Raw genomic sequence first — 19,465 nt, 5'->3', positions numbered from 1 at the left:
AAACCCTGGACTTTAATCGGGTGCATATCATGAATACTCGACGGACTACCAAAAAATCTAAAGTTAATAAAACTACTGTTGAACTATCCCCAGAACAGCAAGAACAAGAAAAAAATTTATTTCCCATTGTCGGTATTGGCGCTTCTGCCGGTGGTTTGGAGGCATTTACCCAACTATTAAGCCATTTACCAACAGATACGGGGATGGGATTTGTGCTAGTTCAGCATTTAAGTCCTAATCAAAAAAGTATGCTGCCGGAAATTCTGTCTCGGACAACCTCAATGCCTGTAAATGAAGTCCGGGAAGGGATGAAAGTAGAACCGAATCATGTTTATGTGATTCCGGCTAATGTCACCATGACCATTGTTAAAGGGGTGCTAAAACTCAACCCCCGTGAAAAAACTCGCGGACTGGCACTAACTGTCAATGATTTCCTCATATCTTTAGCAGAGGATTTAGGTAGCAAAGCCATCGGTGTGGTGCTGTCAGGAGGTAACGAAGATGGGACAAAGGGTTTAGAAAACATTAAATGTGCAGGAGGCATTACCTTTGCCCAAGCTGAAGAACCGGGAATGATTAATACCATGCCTAATACTGCTATAGCTTCTGGTTATGTAGATTTTATCCTCACCCCCCAACAAATTGCCCAGAAACTAACAACTGTCAGCACTCATCCCTATATTAAAGAAGTAGAAACGATTCCAGAAATTGAAGTTATTCCAGACACAACAGATACTCTATTCAAAATTTTCAATATCCTCCGGTTGGCTACTGGTGTTAATTTTACCTATTACAAACAGAATACTTTGCAAAGGCGAATTCAGCGCCGGATGATGTTATATAGATTAGATAAGCTAGAAGATTACGTTTATTATCTGCAAACTCACCCGGTGGAAGTTAGCGCCCTATATCAAGATGTATTAATTACTGTCACCAGTTTTTTCCGAGATCCACTAAGCTTTGAAGCCTTAAAAACTCAAGTATTTCCTATTCTTACGAAAGAACGTAAATCGGATGATCCAATCCGCTTATGGGTAGCAGGATGTTCCACCGGTGAAGAAGCCTACTCTATTGCCATCTGCTTAATAGAATTTTTAAAAAATCAGCCCATTATTAATATCCCCATTCAGATTTTTGCGACAGATATTAATGATATTGCCATAGAAAAAGCGAGAACTGGCATTTACAAAACCAACCAAATAGGAGGTGTTTCTCCAGAACGCTTGCAACGTTTCTTTGTAAAAGTCGAGGGTGGCTACCAAATTACTAAGTCAGTCCGAGAACTGTGTGTTTTTGCCAGACAAAACCTGATTAGTGATCCGCCTTTTTCTCGATTGGATCTGATTAGTTGTCGCAACGTCCTGATTTATTTGGGTGCGGCTGTCCAGAAGAAAATTATTCCCACTTTCCATTATGGTCTTAAACCTACGGGTTTTTTGATGTTAGGGATATCAGAAACAATAGGGGATTTTTCTGAGTTGTTTTCTGTAGTGGATAAAAAATACAAGATATATGCTCGAAAACTCATATCTTCCCGATTAGGGATTGAGTTAATTAGCATGAACTATGCTTTGGAAACTCCGAAAGTATCAACATCATCACCATTGCCTAATATTTATAGGGATGATCTGGAAATACAGAAACAAGCTGACAAGATTGTCTTAAACGAATTTGCACCTGTGGGTGTGGTGATTAATGATGATTTGGAAATTTTGCAATTCCGAGGTCAGACCAATTCTTATTTAGAACCTGCACCAGGCATACCCAGTTTTAATTTGTTGAAAATGGCTAAGGAAGAATTGCGGTTAGATCTACGTAACTGTATCTATCAAGCCAGAAAAGGACAGATACCAGTCACAAGAGCAGGAATAGAAATCAGAACTAAAAATGCAGTTAGGCTGATAAAAATTGATGTAATTCCTTTTAGTATTAATAGTGAAGAGGTAAAAAACACATTTTTAGTTTTGTTTAGCGAGTTATCCTCTGTAGTTACTTCTGCCACAGCCCCAACCAGCGATATCCAACCCAAACAAGCAGAAAAAAACAATCACAAAGAAGAAATTGTTGCTCTGCAACAGGAATTAAAAAATAATAAAGATTATCTGCAATCAGTTATTGAGGAACAGCAAGCTTCTAATCAAGATTTGCGAGCGGCAAATGAGGAAATACTTTCTAGCAATGAAGAATTGCAAAGTACCAATGAAGAATTACAAACAGCGAAGGAAGAAATTCAAGCTACTAATGAAGAATTAAATACGATTAATGATGAACTACAACGGCGAAATTTTGAATCTAATCGGGTAAACAATGATTTACAAAATCTCCTGACTAATATTAATATTTCTGTCCTGATCTTAAGTAGTGATTTACAGATTCGTCGCTTTACTCCCATGGCAGGGTCAATATTTAATTTAATTCCTTCCGATATGGGACGACCATTTAGTAATATTAAACATAAGTTAAATATACCAGATTTGGAGACACAAGTTTTAGAAGTAATTAGGACTCTGAATTTTAAAACTCAGGAAGTGCAAGACCAAAATGGTCATTGGTATGATTTACGCATTCGCCCCTATCGGACGCTAGATGATAAAATTGATGGTGCTGTGGTAGTTGTGGTGGATATTGATGAACTCAAACATGGCGCTGATCAACTTATAGCATCCCGTGATTATTCAGAAGCAATTGTAGATACTGTGCGCCAATCTTTGGTGGTGCTGGATATAGATTTACGGGTAGTTACAGCTAATCAGTTTTTCTACGACACATTTAGGGTGGTGCGAGAAGCAACAGAAAATTGCCTAATTTATGAAATCGGTAATGGACAGTGGAATATTGCTAAACTGCGATCGCTCTTAGAAGAAGTTCTCCCCCAGCAAAACCAGTTTCAAGACGTGGAAGTTGAGCATAATTTCGAGGAAATCGGCTCCAAAGTGATGCTTCTCAATGCCCGTCAAATGCCGCAAATAGGGGATAAAACACTGATTCTTTTAGTAATTGAGGATATTACCCAAGAGAAACAATTTGAAGCAGAACGGGTTCAACTCCTAGAACAAGAACAGTCAGCCAGAAATGCCGCAGAAACAGCCAACCGTGCTAAAGATGAATTTTTATCCATTCTCTCTCACGAGTTGCGAAACCCCCTGAGTTCCCTAATTGGATGGACGCAATTACTCCGAAAAAAGCAGCTAGATGAAACCAAGACCAATCAAGCATTAGAAGCCATTGAACGCGCTGCTCAAGCTCAAAACCTGCTGATTGGGGATTTATTGGATATTTCTCGCATTAGCGCTGGTAGGCTAAATCTAGATATTCAACCTGTGCAGCTTGTAGCTGTAATTTCCGCAGCGATAGAGGTTGTAAATCTGGCCGCAGAAGCGAAAAATATTGAAATTGTATTGGACTTAGATCCTACCTCTAAAACCTTACCAGGAGATCCGATTCGCTTACAGCAGATCGTCTGGAATTTACTTTCTAACGCGATTAAATTTACTCCCACAGGAGGAAGAATTGATCTCACTTTAAAGTACAGTGATTTTCAAGCAGAGATTCAAGTTAGGGATACTGGCATGGGTATTAGTGCCGACTTTCTCCCCTATGTGTTTGATCGCTTCCGTCAAGCTGATGGGACTACAAGTAAATCAAATCCTGGATTGGGATTGGGTTTAGCGATTGTCCGTCACTTGGTAGAACTTCACGGTGGGACAATTGCAGCTACCAGTCCAGGAGAGGGTCAAGGTACAACCTTTACAATCAGACTACCTATCCAAAGAGACCCAGAACCGACCGTCGAAGAAAGTAACATAGCAATAGAACCTGTTCCTACCCCCCCTACTGCCCCTGCGGAATACCCATCATTGTCAGGCGTGCGTGTGCTTATGGTAGATGATGAACCAGATATCCGCCAATTATTTCACATCATCCTGGAAGACCACGGAGTAGAAGTCACATCAGCCACATCAGCCCAAGAAGCCTTATCAATACTCAAAGCTAATCCTGGTGGATATGACATCCTGTTATCTGATATTGGTCTACCCCATGAAAATGGTTATGCTTTGATGCGTCAGGTAAGGGCGTTGAGTGTTGAAGAAGGCGGACAAATTCCCGCAGCCGCTCTAAGTGGTTATACTGGAGAAATAGATCAGGCAAACTCTCTATCAGCAGGATTTCAAAAGCATCTCAATAAACCTATCGAACCAGATCAATTGCTGAGTGTAGTTGCAGAATTATCTGGCAGACAAATAAATTAGGGGTAGGAACAGCTTGATAATTTCTCCCCATAACTATCCATATATTACTGTTTGTCCAAGTCTTCAATTAGTTGATCAACAAATTCCCTTAACCGTTGCTGCTGTGTTAGGGACGGTTTTAATTTTTTCTCTGACCCCAGGCAACACCTTAAACTGCAAAGGTGATTTATCGTCCGCTACTTGATTTTGTGGTTTAAATTTAGTTTTAGGTATTGCCAAATCCTAGAGTATCGGGTATACTAGGTATTATAACACAACATTGAAAGGTCGAATCAATGCTTTTATCATTCAAAACCGCGTTAATTCCAAATAACGGACAGGTTACAGCTTTTCGTAAAGCATCTGGAGTAGCTAGACACGCTTACAACTGGGCAAATGCTCAAGTTATAGATATCTTAGCTACTCAAAAAGAAGGCGAAAAACTTAAATTACCATCAGCGATTGACCTGCATAAAAAGTTAGTTGCTGAGGTAAAATCTGAGCATATTTGGTATTACGAAGTTAATAAAAATGTTCCTCAGAAGGCGTTAGCTGATTTACGCCAGGCTTGGGATAGGTGTTTCAAAAAAACATCAAAACAACCACGATTCAAGAAAAAAGGACAACACGATTCTTTCTATTTAGAATCAGGAACTAAGGCGAAACCAGCGATTAAAAATGATGGTAAAAGAATTAAATTACCGTCAATTGGCTGGGTACGTTTAGCAGAACCTTTACCGATTACAGCAACTCATAATTGCGTGATTTCTAGACAGGCTGATAAATGGTTTATTTCTGTTAAATACGAAGTTGAAAAACCTCCTATACTTGCAGACAGACCGACCATTGGCGTTGACATAGGAATTAAGGAGTTAGCAGTTTGCAGTAATGGTGAAGTATTCGGGAATCCTAAAGCCTACCGACGGATGAGTAAACGCATGAAACGTTTACAGCGTAGTGTGAGCAGGAAAATTAAAGGCTCTAATAACCGTAAAAAAGCTGTGAGAAAATTAGCTAAATTACACGCCAAAGTTTCTAATATTCGCCAGGATTCCATACACAAATTAACCTACTATCTAGCTAAAAATCACAGCATTGTAAGGATAGAGGATTTGCACGTTAAGGCATTTTTGAAAAACCATAAATTAGCGGGTGCTATCGCTGACTGTGGTATGTATGAATTTAAACGGCAGTTAGAGTATAAAACTGAGAAATTCGGGAGTGAACTAATCCTTGTGGATCGGTTTTTCCCCAGTTCTCAAATATGCTCTAACTGCGGTAATCATCGTCATAAAATGCCATTAAAAAACCGCGTTTATATTTGTCCTGATTGCGGACATACAGAGGATCGTGACCTCAACGCCGCTAAAAACATTGACCGATGGTTTGCGGATATTTTTATCCCTGTAGCGTAGCGGTTCCTTTTAGGAACTACGGTCAGAAACGGTAAGTTCTACCGAGATTGTCTGTGGAGCGGGCAAACAAGATTGGAAGTCATTCCAAGACCGCGATGAAGCAGGAAATAAACACTAAGATTATCGCTGTCCAGATGTGTCTAGACTTTGGTAATTTTGGGTAAGTTTTATAGAACGGAACGCCACAAAAAAATTATCCAATCTTGTGGGATGGGCATCTTGCCCGTCCTTGTATTATTAGCGGGCAAGATGCCCGCACCACAAGAAATTTTGGGATATTTTTTTAATTGGAAGTCTATTAGGGAACGAAAAACCCTTTTCTTCCTTCTTCCTTCTTCCTTCGTGTCCTTCGTTCCTTCGTGGTTCATTAACTCCTGACTCCTGACTCCTGACTCCTAACGAAAAGACCCCAATTAGTTACAGATTGTCACTCTACTGCTATCTTAAATTGGAGGCAATTGCAACTTTTTTGAGAAAGCGGAACTTCATGGGAACGAATTACCGACGGGTTTTACTTAAACTGAGCGGTGAAGCCTTAATGGGCAACTTAGGCTATGGCATTGACCCAGAAGTGGTCGAGGAAATAGCCAAGGAAATAGGAGAGGTGATAGCCACTGGTGTACAGGTGGCCATCGTTGTTGGTGGTGGCAATATTTTTCGAGGCATTAAAGCCGCATCAGCAGGTATGGATCGGGCAACCGCCGACTATATCGGCATGATTGCCACAGTCATGAACGCCATGACCCTGCAAGATTCCCTAGAAAGGATGGGAATTCAAACCAGAGTACAAACTGCCATAGCTATGCAAGAACTAGCAGAACCATATATTCGCCGTCGTGCTATCCGTCATCTTGAAAAAGGGCGGGTGGTAATTTTTGGTGCTGGTTCAGGCAATCCCTTCTTTACCACAGATACCACTGCGGCCTTAAGAGCCGCAGAAATTGAAGCAGACGTGATTTTTAAAGCTACCAAAGTAGACGGCATTTACGATGCTGACCCCAAACTTTATCCTGATGCCAAGCGTTTTACTACCCTTACCTACGCCCACGTTTTGGCTAAGGATTTGCGAGTTATGGATAGTACCGCAATTGCTCTATGTAAAGAAAATAATCTCCCTATTTTAGTATTTGACCTAACGGTGCGAGGTAACATCCACCGGGCAATTATGGGAGAATCTATTGGCACGCTTGTGGGAGGTTCTTGTGAAATTAGCTGAAGCTCAAGAGACGATGGAAAAAACCGTTGAGTCTACTCAACGCGCTTTTAATACAATTCGTACTGGTCGCGCCAATGCGAGTTTATTAGATAAGGTACAAGTGGAGTATTACGGTACACCAACAGCCTTAAAATCTCTGGCAAGCATTAGCACGCCAGATTCTTCAACCATCCTGATTCAGCCCTACGATAAGGGCAGCTTGAACATTATTGAAAAAGCTCTCTCTCTGTCGGATGTGGGCTTAACTCCCAGTAACGACGGTGTTGTGATTCGGTTGAATATTCCGCCATTAACGAGCGATCGCCGGAAGCAATTTGTCAAACTTGCGGCTAAGTACGCGGAAGAGGGTCGCGTAGCAATTCGCAATATCCGCCGGGATGCTATTGAGTCCATTCGCAAACAGGAAAAAAGTGCGGAAATCTCTGAAGATGAATCACGAGATCAACAGGACAAACTCCAAAAACTGACTAACAAGCACACTGAGAAAATCGACCACTTGTTAGTAGAAAAGGAAAAAGAGATATCAACTGTCTAAGTTGATCAAAACCAAGAGGCAAAAGGCAAGAGGATAATTATTTCTCTTCGCCCCTCGCTTTCCCTCTTCCCTATTCCCTCTCTTCCCTCTTCCCTCTCTTCCCTCTTCCCTCTTCCCTATTCCCTATTCCCTCTCTTCCCTCTTCCCTCTCTTCCCTATTCCCTATTCCCTGTTCCCTATTCCCTATTCCCTATTCCCTATTCCCTATTCCCTGTTCCCTATTCCCTCTCTTCCCTATTCCCTATTCCCTATTCCCTATTCCCTGTTCCCTATTCCCTATTCCCTATTCCCTATTCCCTATTCCCTATTCCCTATTCCCTATTCCCTGCTATAAACCCTTATATATACTGAAAATTCAACTTAATTAACCTAAAAATCATCATTATGTACGATTGTCTAATTGTCGGTGCAGGCCCAGCCGGTGGAACAGCAGCATATCATTTAGCCAAGAAAGGGCGATCGGTCTTAGTCTTAGAAAAAGAGTCCCTACCCAGATATAAGCCTTGTGGCGGTGGTGTGTCCCCAGCGATCGCTCAGTGGTTCGATTTTGACTTTAGCCCAGCCATTTCCGTTAAAGTAGATTCTTTCCGCTTCACCTGGAAATTAGGAGATGTGGTAGAAGCTAAAATCGGTATTAAAGACCCCTTATGGATGGTACGCAGAGAAATTTTTGACCATTTCTTAGTGCAGCAAGCTCAAAAGCAAGGGGCTGAACTACAAGATAATACAGAAGTCAAAGGGATCGAATTTAAAACCGATTATTGGCAAGTTACTACAGCCACAGGAATAGTCACAGGTCGTTACCTCATCGCCGCCGACGGTGCAAAAGGTCCAATGGCTAAATGGCTCGGCTTTAAAGACCGTAAACGTCGTCTAGCTGGAGCATTAGAAGCCGAAGTTATTACTGATGTCCCCAATCAAAATTTGGGTCATTTAGAGTTTGGTTTAATCAAAAATGGTTATCTTTGGAACTTTCCCAAAGCTGATGGTTATTCCATTGGTGCTGGAGCATTTATGGGTGGTGGACCTCAAGATTTGAAGAAAATTGTGGATGATTATGCCAAATCTTTTGATGTAGATATTAAAAATAGTCAGCAATATGGTCACCCCATCTGCTCATGGGATGGGAATCAAAAGCTACATACCCAAAACGCAATTTTAGCCGGTGAAGCCGCTTGTGTAGTTGATCCCTTTACCGCTGAAGGAATTCGTCCCTCCATTTTTAGCGGTGTTTTAGCCGCAGCATCTATTAATGATGCCTTAAGTGGCAATAGTAACGCTTTAGAAGAATATAGCGACGCTATTAACGAGCAATGGGGAACTGATATGGCTTGGGCGCAAAAACTCGCCGGAGCATTTTACCGCTTCCCTAGTATTGGCTATCAAGTTGGTTTTAAACGTCCCTCTGGCGCTCAAATTATGAGTAAAATCCTTTGTGGTGAGTTGCGCTATGCTGATGTCGCCGGTCGGGCATTGAAACGCTTAATTCCGGGTCTTGGTTAATCCAGATTCCCGATTTATTCAAGAAATCGGTGATCTTTAGTTATTTTCTTGAATATCAGCGTCATTGATATCAGAATATTTCTCAACTATCACTAATTCTGTATTATCTGCCTCATGATTATGCCATTGATCTAACACATCTTTAATTAACACTTCTTGCACCCAAATTTTTGCAACAACAGTTAGAGGAAGTGCTAAAAATAATCCTAGAAATCCGAAAAATGTCACAAAAAATAACTGAGAAATCAGGGTGACAGCAGGTAATAAGGATACTTGATGGGCCATAACTACAGGGGTGATGAAATTGCTTTCACACTGTTGAATAAAAAAGTAAAGAATGAACACAGCTAGGGCTTTCCAGGGATTATCCAAAAGAGCGATCGCCATTGCTGGTATTACACTCATAGTTGGACCCAAATTAGGGATTAAATTCATAAATCCTGCTAATACTCCCAAAGCCAGCGCTGCTTTTACACCTAAAATTGATAAGCCTATCAAACTCATCAAACCTACTACAAAAACCCCAATTGCTGCCCCTGTCACCCATCCCTCCAAAGAAGCTTCACATTGCTGTAAAATTCCCCCTACCTGCCGCCGATAAAAGGAGGGAAATACACGAACAAATACTTTTTGATAAGCATCAGGGTCAACTAAAAACATTCCTGTTAAAACCAGGACTAATAAAATTTTGAGAACTACTTCTAACGATCCAGAAACAAAAGCAAAGGAGTTACCTAATAAGCGATTAAATAGCGGTTGTGCTTGTGCAATTAAACTATTTAAATCAGGTATATAGGGTAATAATTGTGGAGGAATATTAGTTCTTTGATGATCAATCCAACTATTTAAACGCTGAAATCCTTGGGGAACTCTATAAGTAAGTTCATGAAATTGCTGGACAAAAGGTGGGACAATCAACCAGAAAAAACAGATAACACCCGCAAAAAAAATCCCCACAGCTAATAAAACTGCTAATCCCCGTTTTATTCCCAAGCTTTGGAAGCGTCGCGCCAGACGATTTAAAGTCGTTGCTAAAACAACAGCAGCAAATATTAGTAGCAAAACGTCCCGAAGCTGCCACAATATATATAAAGATATAACTAAAGCAATTAAGCCTATCCACTGACCAAGATTCACAAGCAAAACTCCCAGCTTGTTGACACTCTCACCGTCTTTAGACGCTGAGATTCTTTAATCAATGAGCCAACTTACAATTGCTGGATTACTCCAACAAAAACAGAGGTCGATTCTCCTAAAGCGTTAATTCCGATATGCCCTACCGGACTCGTTTTTTGCATTTCATTTTTCACTAAATTTAGCTTTCCTAAACAGCAATACCGTTAGGTATGACTACGCACTCAACCAAATAAGTTAAGTTTTTACGTCGTTTAGTTATACTTAAATTCTAGAATTATTTAGATTGTATTACATCTACTGTTATCAGTCAATGAGTTAGGCTAAATATTTTTGCCCGTGTCGCTTATATCTCAGCACGCTTTGTGACTGAGCTTTACGCTTACCGGGTAATACTGTAAGATGCTTTCTTTATAGAAATGCTGTTAGATTAGCTGATTTTAGCAACATTGCTGATATTTTGCTGTTAATGTTGCTTTTCTCTGGGGACTCGCCACAATAGAACAGTTGCCATAATTATAGTTGGTGATAAAACCATAACTAGTACATTTGTCACCGTTGCTGGCAGCAATAAAAATGGAGCAGCATATTTAATTAATACCGATAACAAAGCCGAAAATAATAGCAACTTCAGCAAAAATCTGATAGTTTGGGTGGTGTGGCTATGTTGATTTTCCATGATAGTGTGGCAAAACACATAATTTTATAGGGTATCTACTAATTTAAACGTGACTGTCCAGTTTCTACAATAGTTATTAGAAATCAATATTCCCATCTATCTGACATGATGCTTGTAGAAACTAATAAAATTATTTTATAAAATAACTGGGTAAGCGTAAAACTCAGTCCCTTTAGGGCTGAGATATAAGCGACTCCTGCGACTTTAGTCGCAGTCATCTTTCTACTGGGCTTGCTATTTTATTTTAGACAGAGTAGCATCAAAATGGGAGGGAAAAAGATGCTTGTTTTTGAGTTTAAAGCTTACGGGAAGTCAGCGCAAATAAAAGCAGTAGGTGATGCAATTCGGACTGCACAGTTTATTCGCAATAGCTGTATTCGGCTATGGATAGATGTGAAAAACACAGGCAAAAATGATTTAAACAAATATTGTGCCGTACTTGCTGCTAAATTCCCCTTTGCGAATGAACTCAATTCAATGGCAAGACAAGCCAGTGCAGAACGAGCATGGTTTTCTATCTCTCGGTTTTATGATAATTGCAAAAAAGGGGTTTCCGGTAAAAAGGGCTTTCCTCAATTCCAGAAAGATTGTCGTTCTGTCGAATACAAAACTTCTGGCTGGAAACTAACCGATGACCGTAAGTTTATCACCTTCACCGATAAAAAAGGGATTGGGCGATTAAAACTTAAAGGAACTCGTGATCTGCATTTTTACCAAATTAACCAAATTAAACGGGTAAGATTGGTAAAACGTGCGGACGGTATTTATGTTCAATTTTGTATTAATGTCAACCGTCAAGAAGATATAGCACTATCAGGAAATACAATTGGGTTGGATGTAGGTTTGAAAGAATACTACACCGATTCTGAGGGCGTAATGATTGAGAATCCCAAATTTCTCCGGATTGGAGAAAAGGTTCTTAAACGTTCGCAACGTCGTGTTTCCAGAAAGGTAAAAGGTTCAAAAAATAGGGGCAAAGCTAGACAGATTTTAGGAAAACGCCATCTCAAAATAAGTAGGCAACGTAAAGACCATGCTGTGAAGTTAGCACGGTGCGTAGTTCAGTCTAACGACTTGATAGCTTATGAAGATTTGAGAATTAAAAATTTGGTGAAAAATCATTGTTTAGCTAAGTCTATTAACGACGCATCTTGGTATCAGTTTCGTGTCTGGCTGGAATACTTTGGTCAGGTTTTCAAGAAGCTCACAGTTGCGGTTAATCCGCAATACACGAGCCAAGAATGCTCTAGTTGCGGTGAAATTGTGAAGAAAACTCTATCTACTCGCACCCACGTTTGTCGGTGTGGTTGTGTCATGGATAGAGATGAAAATGCAGCTAGAAATATCCTTCGTCGGGGATTGGGTACGGTAGGGCATACCGAAACCTTCATGCTAGACATGAGTAACGCTTTAGGAGATGAGTCCTCTACTCAGGTTGGAGTAATCCTGTCTGAGCAAGTCATGTCTTTGATCAAAGAATCTCAGCGGCTTTAGCCCTGAGAGTGTCAAAAATGAGTGGTGAGACACCTTTGATTAATTTTTTCAGATAGTTTAGGATAGGGCAGAAATTACAGCAATGTAGATTCATGTACTATGATTGCAAAGTTACCAAATTCTTTCTAAGCATACTTCGCAAAAACTTATACTAACCATCATCCTTGTGCGTCATTGTGCTGATTTTTAAAGAAAATTCTAGTCCGAATAGACATACCCATAGAACCTTGAATCAGCTACTGTTGACAGGTAAATCTATACGGTTTATAGCTTGCATCTTACCCTTATTCATCTGGTGGGGGTACAAAGCAGTACAAAACCAATTTGTTCAACCACAAGCAATCTTAGTTTTGGGCGGTTCTACTCGCTCATTAGAAAGAGAAAAGTTTACAGCCCAACTAGCTCATCAATATCCAAATATACCCATTTGGATTTCTGGCGGTAGTCCACCTCAGTATACTAAAAAAATATTTGCTAAAGCAGGTATTGATACCCGGCGTTTAACCTTAGATTATGAAGCTGTAGACACAGTTACTAACTTTACGACCATAGTGGATGAATTACAATCTCGTGGTATCAAAAGTGTTTATTTAATTACATCTGATTTTCATATGCGTCGTGCTTGCGTCGTTGGTGAAATTGTTTTAGGTAGTCGAGGTATGAATTTTAAACCTGTATCTGTTCCTTCAGAAAATTCACCAGAACCTATTGAAAAATCCATTCGGGATGGTGCTAGGGCAGTTATTTGGGTAGCCACAGGTTATACAGGTGCTAATCATGGCAAAAATAAACAGTAATTATTGGATCTTTTTTGATCATTTGATGAATGATTTTTACCCCCATTAATCCCCCCTTGTGAAGCTACGGTGTACACACATCTCTAGACAGGATGCTAAACGTGATCCGATCCCCCTAAATCCCCCTTAAAAAGGGGGACTTTGAAGAATTTAGCCCCCCTTTTTAAGCTATCCATTACCGGGATCTTTCTTAACATTCGATAAGAGCGATCGCTCTCAAACCCCAAACCTTAATCCTCCGTTGATGATTCTCAATAAAATCAGGGTTTTATCAAGAAGAATAAGGTACATTTTGTCAAGAGTAGGGAAATTTTCAAGCGTTGAAACCGTTGCCACATAAATGTTTCAAGATTGTTAAGAAAGATGTGGGTAATGGATAGTTTTTAAGGGGGGGGTTAGGAGGGAATGGCTTCGCCACGCAAGCTATCAGTAAGTACCTAAAATCACCACTCAAAACTTTTCAAACAACCTCTTAGAGAATTTTGAACAATTACTAGCTCAAAACTAACAAGACATTATGTAGGGTGCGGTACCTAACGCACCGATTTGAACAGTTGTGTTTATATCATAATTGCGAATTTACCAACTTTTCTAGATGGTTCAGGTGCAGATTTTATTTGAGTGAGGTACACCACTAGCGGGCAATATGCCCACACCACAAGAGTTTTGTTATTCATATTTGTACTTCAAAAACCTGTAATACGCTGTAGATTAAATCCGCAATAACTTATTTTGAATTTTGAATTGTTTCCAATATCACCACAATTTGATACCCTATCTTAAACAGTGTTGAGAAAAGTTAAAGCGTGGAAATTCAACTTGGGCGCGGAAAAGTGGCTCGAAGAGCCTATGGAATTGATGAAATTGCTTTAGTTCCTGGTAACAGAACACTCGATCCGAGTTTACCTGATACTCACTGGAAAATTGGCAATATTGAGCGAGAAATCCCCATTATTGCCAGTGCAATGGATGGTGTCGTTGATGTAAAAATGGCTGTTCGCTTGTCCCAGTTGGGGGCATTGGGAGTAATTAATTTAGAGGGTATCCAGACTCGCTATGCTGACCCCGAACCAATTTTAGATCGGATTGCCTCCGTCGGCAAAGATGAATTTGTCAGTCTGATGCAAGAACTTTATGCCGAACCGATAAAGCCGGAATTAATTGAAAAACGTATTCAGGAAATTAAACAACAAGGTGGTATTGCGGCAGTTAGCGCAACTCCAGCAGGTGCAAGCAAATATGGTGAAATAGTAGCTAAAGCAGGAGCAGATTTATTTTTTATCCAAGCTACAGTAGTTTCTACTGATCACATATCTCCAGAATCTATTACTCCCCTTGATTTAGCGGAGTTTTGCCGTTCTATGCCTATCCCTGTGGCATTAGGAAATTGCGTCACATATCAAGTCACCTTGGAGTTAATGAAAGCTGGTGCAGCAGCAGTATTAGTGGGCATTGGACCAGGTGCTGCTTGTACTTCTCGTGGAGTCCTGGGTGTGGGCGTACCTCAAGCTACAGCGATCGCTGATTGTACAGCCGCTAGAGATGATTATTTCCGGGAAACTGGTAAATATATCCCCATCATCGCTGACGGTGGTTTAATCACCGGTGGAGACATCTGTAAATGTATCGCCTGTGGTGCAGACGGTGTGATGATTGGTTCTCCATTTGCCAGAGCCGCCGAAGCCCCTGGGCGTGGTTATCATTGGGGTATGGCAACTCCTAGCCCATTATTACCTCGTGGGACTCGGATTCGGGTTGGGACTACGGGAACTTTAGAACAAATCCTCAGAGGACCGGCTGGTTTAGATGACGGGACTCATAATCTCTTAGGAGCTTTAAAGACCAGTATGGGAACTTTAGGTGCTAAAAACATTAAAGAAATGCAGCAAGTTGAAGTTGTCATTGCTCCTTCCCTGCTAACTGAAGGCAAAGTTTACCAAAAAGCCCAACAGTTAGGCATGGGTAAATAACTCAAATGGTCATTAGTCAGTGGTCATTAGTCAGTGGTCATTAGTCATCGTTAAGGGTTTTCTACTGACAACGGACAACGGACAACTAACAACGGACAACGGACAACGGACAACTAACAACTAACAACTGACAACTAACAACTGACCACTGACAACGGACAACTAACAACTGACAACGGACAACTAACAACTGACAACTGACAACTGACAACTGACAACTGACAAATTCAAAAACTTTTTTAGTCGTTTGAAGAATCACTGGAAAAATCACATATCTAGCCTACAATAGAGATGGCGGAGACAAATGTTTCCGTTCACTCCTCACACCACACTCCGCCCGGACTAATGTTCGGGCGGTTCCTTATGGTAGGTTTTAATTTTCTAGTTTCTTTGCAAATGTATATCCTTTATCTCTAAGAGGATGTTTTTGCTATGGTAGAATTTTCACCAAGCTCAGAAATATCATAGGTAAGGTTTTTAGGTATGTCAGCAGCGACAAACGTTACAGATTCAAGTTTTAAGGTAGATGTACTCGACAGCGAAGTTCCAGTTTTAGTGGATTTTTGGGCTCCTTGGTGTGGCCCATGCCGAATGGTAGCCCCTGTTGTTGAAGAAATTGCGCTTCAGTACGAAGGAAAACTCAAGGTTGTGAAAGTTAATACTGATGAAAATCCACAGATTGCCAGTCAGTATGGTATTCGCAGTATTCCCACACTAATGATTTTCAAAGATGGACAAAAAGTAGATACGGTTGTCGGTGCTGTACCCAAAACCACTTTATCTAACACTTTGGAAAAGTATCTTTAAAGCTCAATCTTGCCACAAACCTCTCTTGAGGCATTAATTTACAAGATAAATTACGGGACAAAAATGGTACTTCCTCTATCTTTTTTTTTAAAACAGAAAAAGCCTGGTGTCAGTACCATTTTCGGGCATTTTTATGCTGATTGTTAGTCCAGTAAAGCTTATTTATTGAGCAGCCTATATTGTCATAATTACAGTCAATATAGGAAATATCATGTAAAGTAACATCAGTTGCTAGTACTGCCAGGCAAAATGCCAACAGCAAATTACATAAGCCTTTTAGGGATTTTTAATTGTTGTTAGTTGACTTACGTCGGACTGTACTAGTAGTCTGTCAAGAACTATTGACGGATTTAGGACTTACCCAATTGGCTTGCTTTTTAGGGTGTGTCAGACTCGATAATTCATCAACAAGCAACAGAAATTTGGCATCTGACGACTCAACCCGTCATTTTCTGGTTGACAGACTACTAGTAACTTTGGTTAAAATATAATGCTATTATTGCGGCAGTACGTATGACTTCTGAACCGTCGTTTTCTTTATTAGATTCTCTCCAAGCGGAGATTGCTGAATTAATAGACCGTTTACCAACACTAAAGCATCGGCAATTTATTCAGCAATCTTTAACCACCATTTTGCGTCTTGCTGATAGTGACATTGAACGTCTTGATTGGAAAATATTATCTGCTGCTTTAGCCGATATGGAATGTGGTTTCCAATTGTTTTATAATTACCGTCATGTTCGGAAAATTACTATTTTTGGTTCTGCCCGTCTAGCATCAGATACACCAGCATATCAAATGGCTCTAGAATTTAGTCGCGCTGTTTCTAGGCTAGGATTTATGATTATGACAGGTGGTGGTGGTGGTATTATGCAAGCTGGTCAGGAAGGTGCTGGTAAAGAAAATTCCTTTGGTTTAAATATTCAGTTACCTTTTGAGCAACAAGCTAATCACATTATCGAAGGTGATGCTAAACTTATTAATTTTAAATACTTCTTCACTCGCAAGTTATTTCTCCTCAAAGAAAGTGATGCTGTGGCTCTATTTCCTGGTGGTTTTGGCACTCAAGATGAGGCCTTTGAATGTATGACATTAAGCCAAACAGGTAAATTTGGTCCAGTTCCTTTAGTATTGATTGATCAACCAGGGGGTGATTATTGGCGTTCTTGGAGTCAATATATTGATGACAAATTGGTAAAAACAGGGCTTGTTAGTCCAGATGATCCTAGTTTATACACTATTACAGATAATCTGGAAGTTGCTTGTCATACTATTACTAGGTTTTACCAAGTTTATCACTCTAGTCGTTATGTTGGTGAGCAGTTGGTGATCCGGTTGAAAGAAGATTTATCCGATGATCAAGTGGAATTACTAAATATGAACTTCAATGATATCTTGGTGACTGGAAAAATTACCAAAAGTCAAGCATTACTGCAAGAAGGGCAAGATGAAACATCTGATTTACCTCGGTTAGTTTTAAATTTTAATCAACGAGATTTAGGGCGTTTATATCAAATGATTGGCGTAATTAATCAAGTGGGTATTCCCACTCCAGAAGAAGCAGTACATCCAGAAAGGAAGTAGACTATACCAATCTATTAATCAGCCAAAATATACCGAAAAATGGGAGGCAGATTTGCAAGTTTTTTATACAGCAGATTACAGATAAATTAAGTAGAAAATTTAACCTAAAAAATGGCTCTGGCATAGCTGCTGTAGGCATAAGCTGCTCTGTGCTATCAAAATATTAAGCCAATTTTACTCCTGATAAATAAGACTTGTAATATAGGGGTTCTCGGTCGGATCAAATACAATCGAGGACGGAGAAACCCCGCCCCTACAGGGTTTGTAATTTAATAACTGTATCTCACTTAAGTGCATAGCGCTATAAGCTAATCAGCATTTAAGTTGCATAAGCTGGGCGCTCATGTTGCCCAGCCCGCAAGAGTTATATTTAATTCGATTATGCAAATTAGATGTTTTTTAGCTTATAGAAATAATATTTAATTTTTGATAGCTTGCGTGGGGTAGCCATAATATTACGTAGGGCAGGTATTACCGAGGATATCCTGGTTCCCGTGGGTATTGCCCACCCGACATTACTTAAAATTTTTCAAATATTATTTATTATTCCTCTATCATGGGTGATAATTTCGATAAAACTTTAAATCTATTAACTCCTGAATTATTGCTTTGTGATGACTCAATACTGATAAATATAATCAGGCTCGTATATTAGTAGAAGTTGCTAGAAAAAGAGGGAACTTAAAATTAAAAATAATCTGATGATATGGCTTACGTCTAAACAATTAAAGAAAACTCTTACCAATTACCGAATAAAGGAATTTAACTATGCTGGAATTATTAGGATCAGGTTTGTTTTCTCTATGGCTAGAAATGGCTAAGGCACAGATTCAACCTTTAGAAGCCTTGAGTGTCTTGGCTTGGCAAAGTAGCTCTAGCTTGATTCTTATCCCTGATCCAAGCCCAGCAGGTGCTATCACAGTCCAAGAATATCTTAATGGTTTAATCAAATCAAAATTAATTGACCAAACTCTCATGTCCTCTCAGGGGATTTGGTTGCAGTCTGGCCCAATGCTGATAGCTAATCATCAAGGTACTATACCTTTACCCGCTGCTTCCTTAACTAAGGTTGCTACTTCATTAGTCGCTTTTAAAGCTTGGGGCCCAAATCACCAATTTGAAACTTTAGTTAGTAGCACCGGACCTTTAGTCAATGGGGTAGTACAGGGTGATTTAGTCATTACTGGTAGTGGTGATCCCATGTTTGTGGGGGAGGAAGCGATCGCTCTGGGAAATACTCTCAATCAAATGGGTATTAAGCAAGTTAAGGGAAATTTAGTGATTACTGGTGCTTTCGCTATGAATTTCCAACGTCATCCCTTACTTGCGGGTCAACTACTCAAACAGGCACTAAATTACAAAACTTGGTCTCGCTCTGTGCTTTTTCAATACTCAGTGATGCCTAAAGGAACACCTAAACCCCAAGTGATTATTGCTGGTAATATCAAGGTAGATACTCAACCGAAAGTTGGACAAACTTTACTAGTCCGTCATCTTTCCTTACCTTTGCCAAAAATCATTAAGGAAATGAACGTTTTTAGTAATAACGACATTGCGGAAATGTTAGCTGATTCTGTAGGAGGAGCAGATGTAGTTAGCACCACCGCAGCCCAACTAGCTAGAGTTCCCAAGTCAGAAATTCTCCTGATTAATGGCTCTGGTTTAGGTGTAGAAAATCGTATTTCTCCTAGAGCAGTCTCGGCTATGTTTATGGCATTACAACGAGAAGGAAATTTCTATCAATTGACTTTAGCTGATTTATTTCCTACCTCTGGATTAGACCACCGAGGGACAATACATTCTAGACATATGCCAAAAGCCACTGTCATGAAAACTGGGACTCTTAATAATGTTAGTGCTTTAGCTGGAGTTGTCCCCACACGCGATCGCGGTTTGGTTTGGTTTACAATCATTAATCGTGGTACAAATGTATCAGCTTTTCGGGTTGAACAAGATAAACTTCTCCAACATTTAGAAAAAGAATTAGAAGTATCTACAGACGTTCCTGATCCCCTCACACCTCATTTAGATAATTCCTTACCGAACTTTGGTGCAGCTAATCGCAATGAAGTTTTGTATAAACCCTCATAAGGAGTCAGGAG

14 protein-coding genes are annotated in these 19,465 nt (G+C 40.0%); 11 read left to right on the top strand and 3 right to left on the bottom strand.

All coding sequences use genetic code 11. The annotated features are described in order from the left end of the window. Positions 1-29 precede the first annotated feature (29 nt). The 5 genes from EZY12_14385 to EZY12_14365 all read left to right on the top strand — a co-directional run bounded on the left by EZY12_14385 (position 30) and on the right by EZY12_14365 (position 8,898). Positions 30-4,250, top strand: a complete 4,221-nt coding sequence (locus tag EZY12_14385; protein QSX66041.1) for a PAS domain-containing protein — start codon at positions 30-32, stop codon at positions 4,248-4,250. A 275-nt stretch (positions 4,251-4,525) separates the two neighbouring features. Continuing rightward, positions 4,526-5,644, top strand: coding sequence for a transposase (locus EZY12_14380; protein ID QSX66040.1), 1,119 nt, complete (start codon positions 4,526-4,528; stop codon positions 5,642-5,644). Positions 5,645-6,131: 487 nt separating this feature from the next. Beyond that, the gene (locus EZY12_14375; GenBank protein QSX66039.1) at positions 6,132-6,860 is read left to right on the top strand and encodes a UMP kinase; all 729 of its coding nucleotides are present in this window, start codon (positions 6,132-6,134) and stop codon (positions 6,858-6,860) included. Next, positions 6,847-7,395, top strand: a complete 549-nt coding sequence (gene frr, locus EZY12_14370) for a ribosome recycling factor (protein QSX66038.1) — start codon at positions 6,847-6,849, stop codon at positions 7,393-7,395. Before EZY12_14375 ends, frr begins: the two co-directional genes overlap by 14 nt. Positions 7,396-7,779: 384 nt before the next feature. Beyond that, positions 7,780-8,898: a geranylgeranyl reductase family protein gene (locus EZY12_14365; GenBank protein ID QSX66037.1), complete on the top strand. Its 1,119-nt coding sequence runs from the start codon at positions 7,780-7,782 to the stop codon at positions 8,896-8,898. 36 nt (positions 8,899-8,934) lie between these two features. On the opposite strand, the gene EZY12_14360 is transcribed toward EZY12_14365, so the two are convergent. Then, a complete protein-coding gene (locus tag EZY12_14360) occupies positions 8,935-10,035 on the bottom strand; it encodes an AI-2E family transporter (GenBank protein QSX66036.1) in 1,101 nt (366 codons plus the stop codon). Positions 10,036-10,498: 463 nt separating this feature from the next. After that, positions 10,499-10,711 carry a hypothetical protein gene (locus EZY12_14355; protein QSX66035.1) on the bottom strand — a complete coding sequence of 71 codons (213 nt, stop codon included), beginning with the start codon at positions 10,709-10,711 and terminating at the stop codon, positions 10,499-10,501. 279 nt (positions 10,712-10,990) lie between these two features. Here EZY12_14355 and EZY12_14350 point away from each other — a divergent pair, with 279 nt between their 5' ends. The 3 genes from EZY12_14350 to EZY12_14340 all read left to right on the top strand — a co-directional run bounded on the left by EZY12_14350 (position 10,991) and on the right by EZY12_14340 (position 14,972). Further along, on the top strand, positions 10,991-12,205 hold the full coding sequence (locus EZY12_14350; protein QSX66034.1) for a transposase: 1,215 nt from the start codon (positions 10,991-10,993) through the stop codon (positions 12,203-12,205). Positions 12,206-12,471: 266 nt separating this feature from the next. Continuing rightward, complete coding sequence (locus EZY12_14345) at positions 12,472-13,002, top strand: YdcF family protein (GenBank protein ID QSX70670.1); 531 nt, start codon at positions 12,472-12,474, stop codon at positions 13,000-13,002. An 806-nt stretch (positions 13,003-13,808) separates the two neighbouring features. Then, positions 13,809-14,972 (top strand): GuaB3 family IMP dehydrogenase-related protein, encoded by a 1,164-nt coding sequence (locus EZY12_14340; protein QSX66033.1) that lies wholly within the window; start codon positions 13,809-13,811, stop codon positions 14,970-14,972. An 85-nt stretch (positions 14,973-15,057) separates the two neighbouring features. Here EZY12_14340 and EZY12_14335 read toward each other — a convergent pair whose 3' ends face one another. Beyond that, positions 15,058-15,231 carry a hypothetical protein gene (locus EZY12_14335; GenBank protein QSX70856.1) on the bottom strand — a complete coding sequence of 58 codons (174 nt, stop codon included), beginning with the start codon at positions 15,229-15,231 and terminating at the stop codon, positions 15,058-15,060. A 224-nt stretch (positions 15,232-15,455) separates the two neighbouring features. Here EZY12_14335 and trxA point away from each other — a divergent pair, with 224 nt between their 5' ends. The 3 genes from trxA to EZY12_14320 all read left to right on the top strand — a co-directional run bounded on the left by trxA (position 15,456) and on the right by EZY12_14320 (position 19,454). Then, entirely contained in the window at positions 15,456-15,779 is a 324-nt protein-coding gene (trxA, locus tag EZY12_14330) for a thioredoxin (GenBank protein QSX66032.1), read from the top strand. 513 nt (positions 15,780-16,292) lie between these two features. Further along, positions 16,293-17,363 (top strand): LOG family protein, encoded by a 1,071-nt coding sequence (locus tag EZY12_14325; GenBank protein ID QSX66031.1) that lies wholly within the window; start codon positions 16,293-16,295, stop codon positions 17,361-17,363. A gap of 768 nt (positions 17,364-18,131) precedes the next feature. Beyond that, positions 18,132-19,454, top strand: coding sequence for a D-alanyl-D-alanine carboxypeptidase (locus EZY12_14320; protein QSX66030.1), 1,323 nt, complete (start codon positions 18,132-18,134; stop codon positions 19,452-19,454). The last annotated feature ends 11 nt before the right edge of the window (positions 19,455-19,465 follow it).

This window comes from Dolichospermum sp. DET69, from assembly GCA_017355425.1.
Taxonomy (GTDB): domain Bacteria; phylum Cyanobacteriota; class Cyanobacteriia; order Cyanobacteriales; family Nostocaceae; genus Dolichospermum.
The sequence above is the reverse complement of the archived record's forward strand: the minus strand, read 5'-3'. Positions and strand labels throughout refer to the sequence as shown.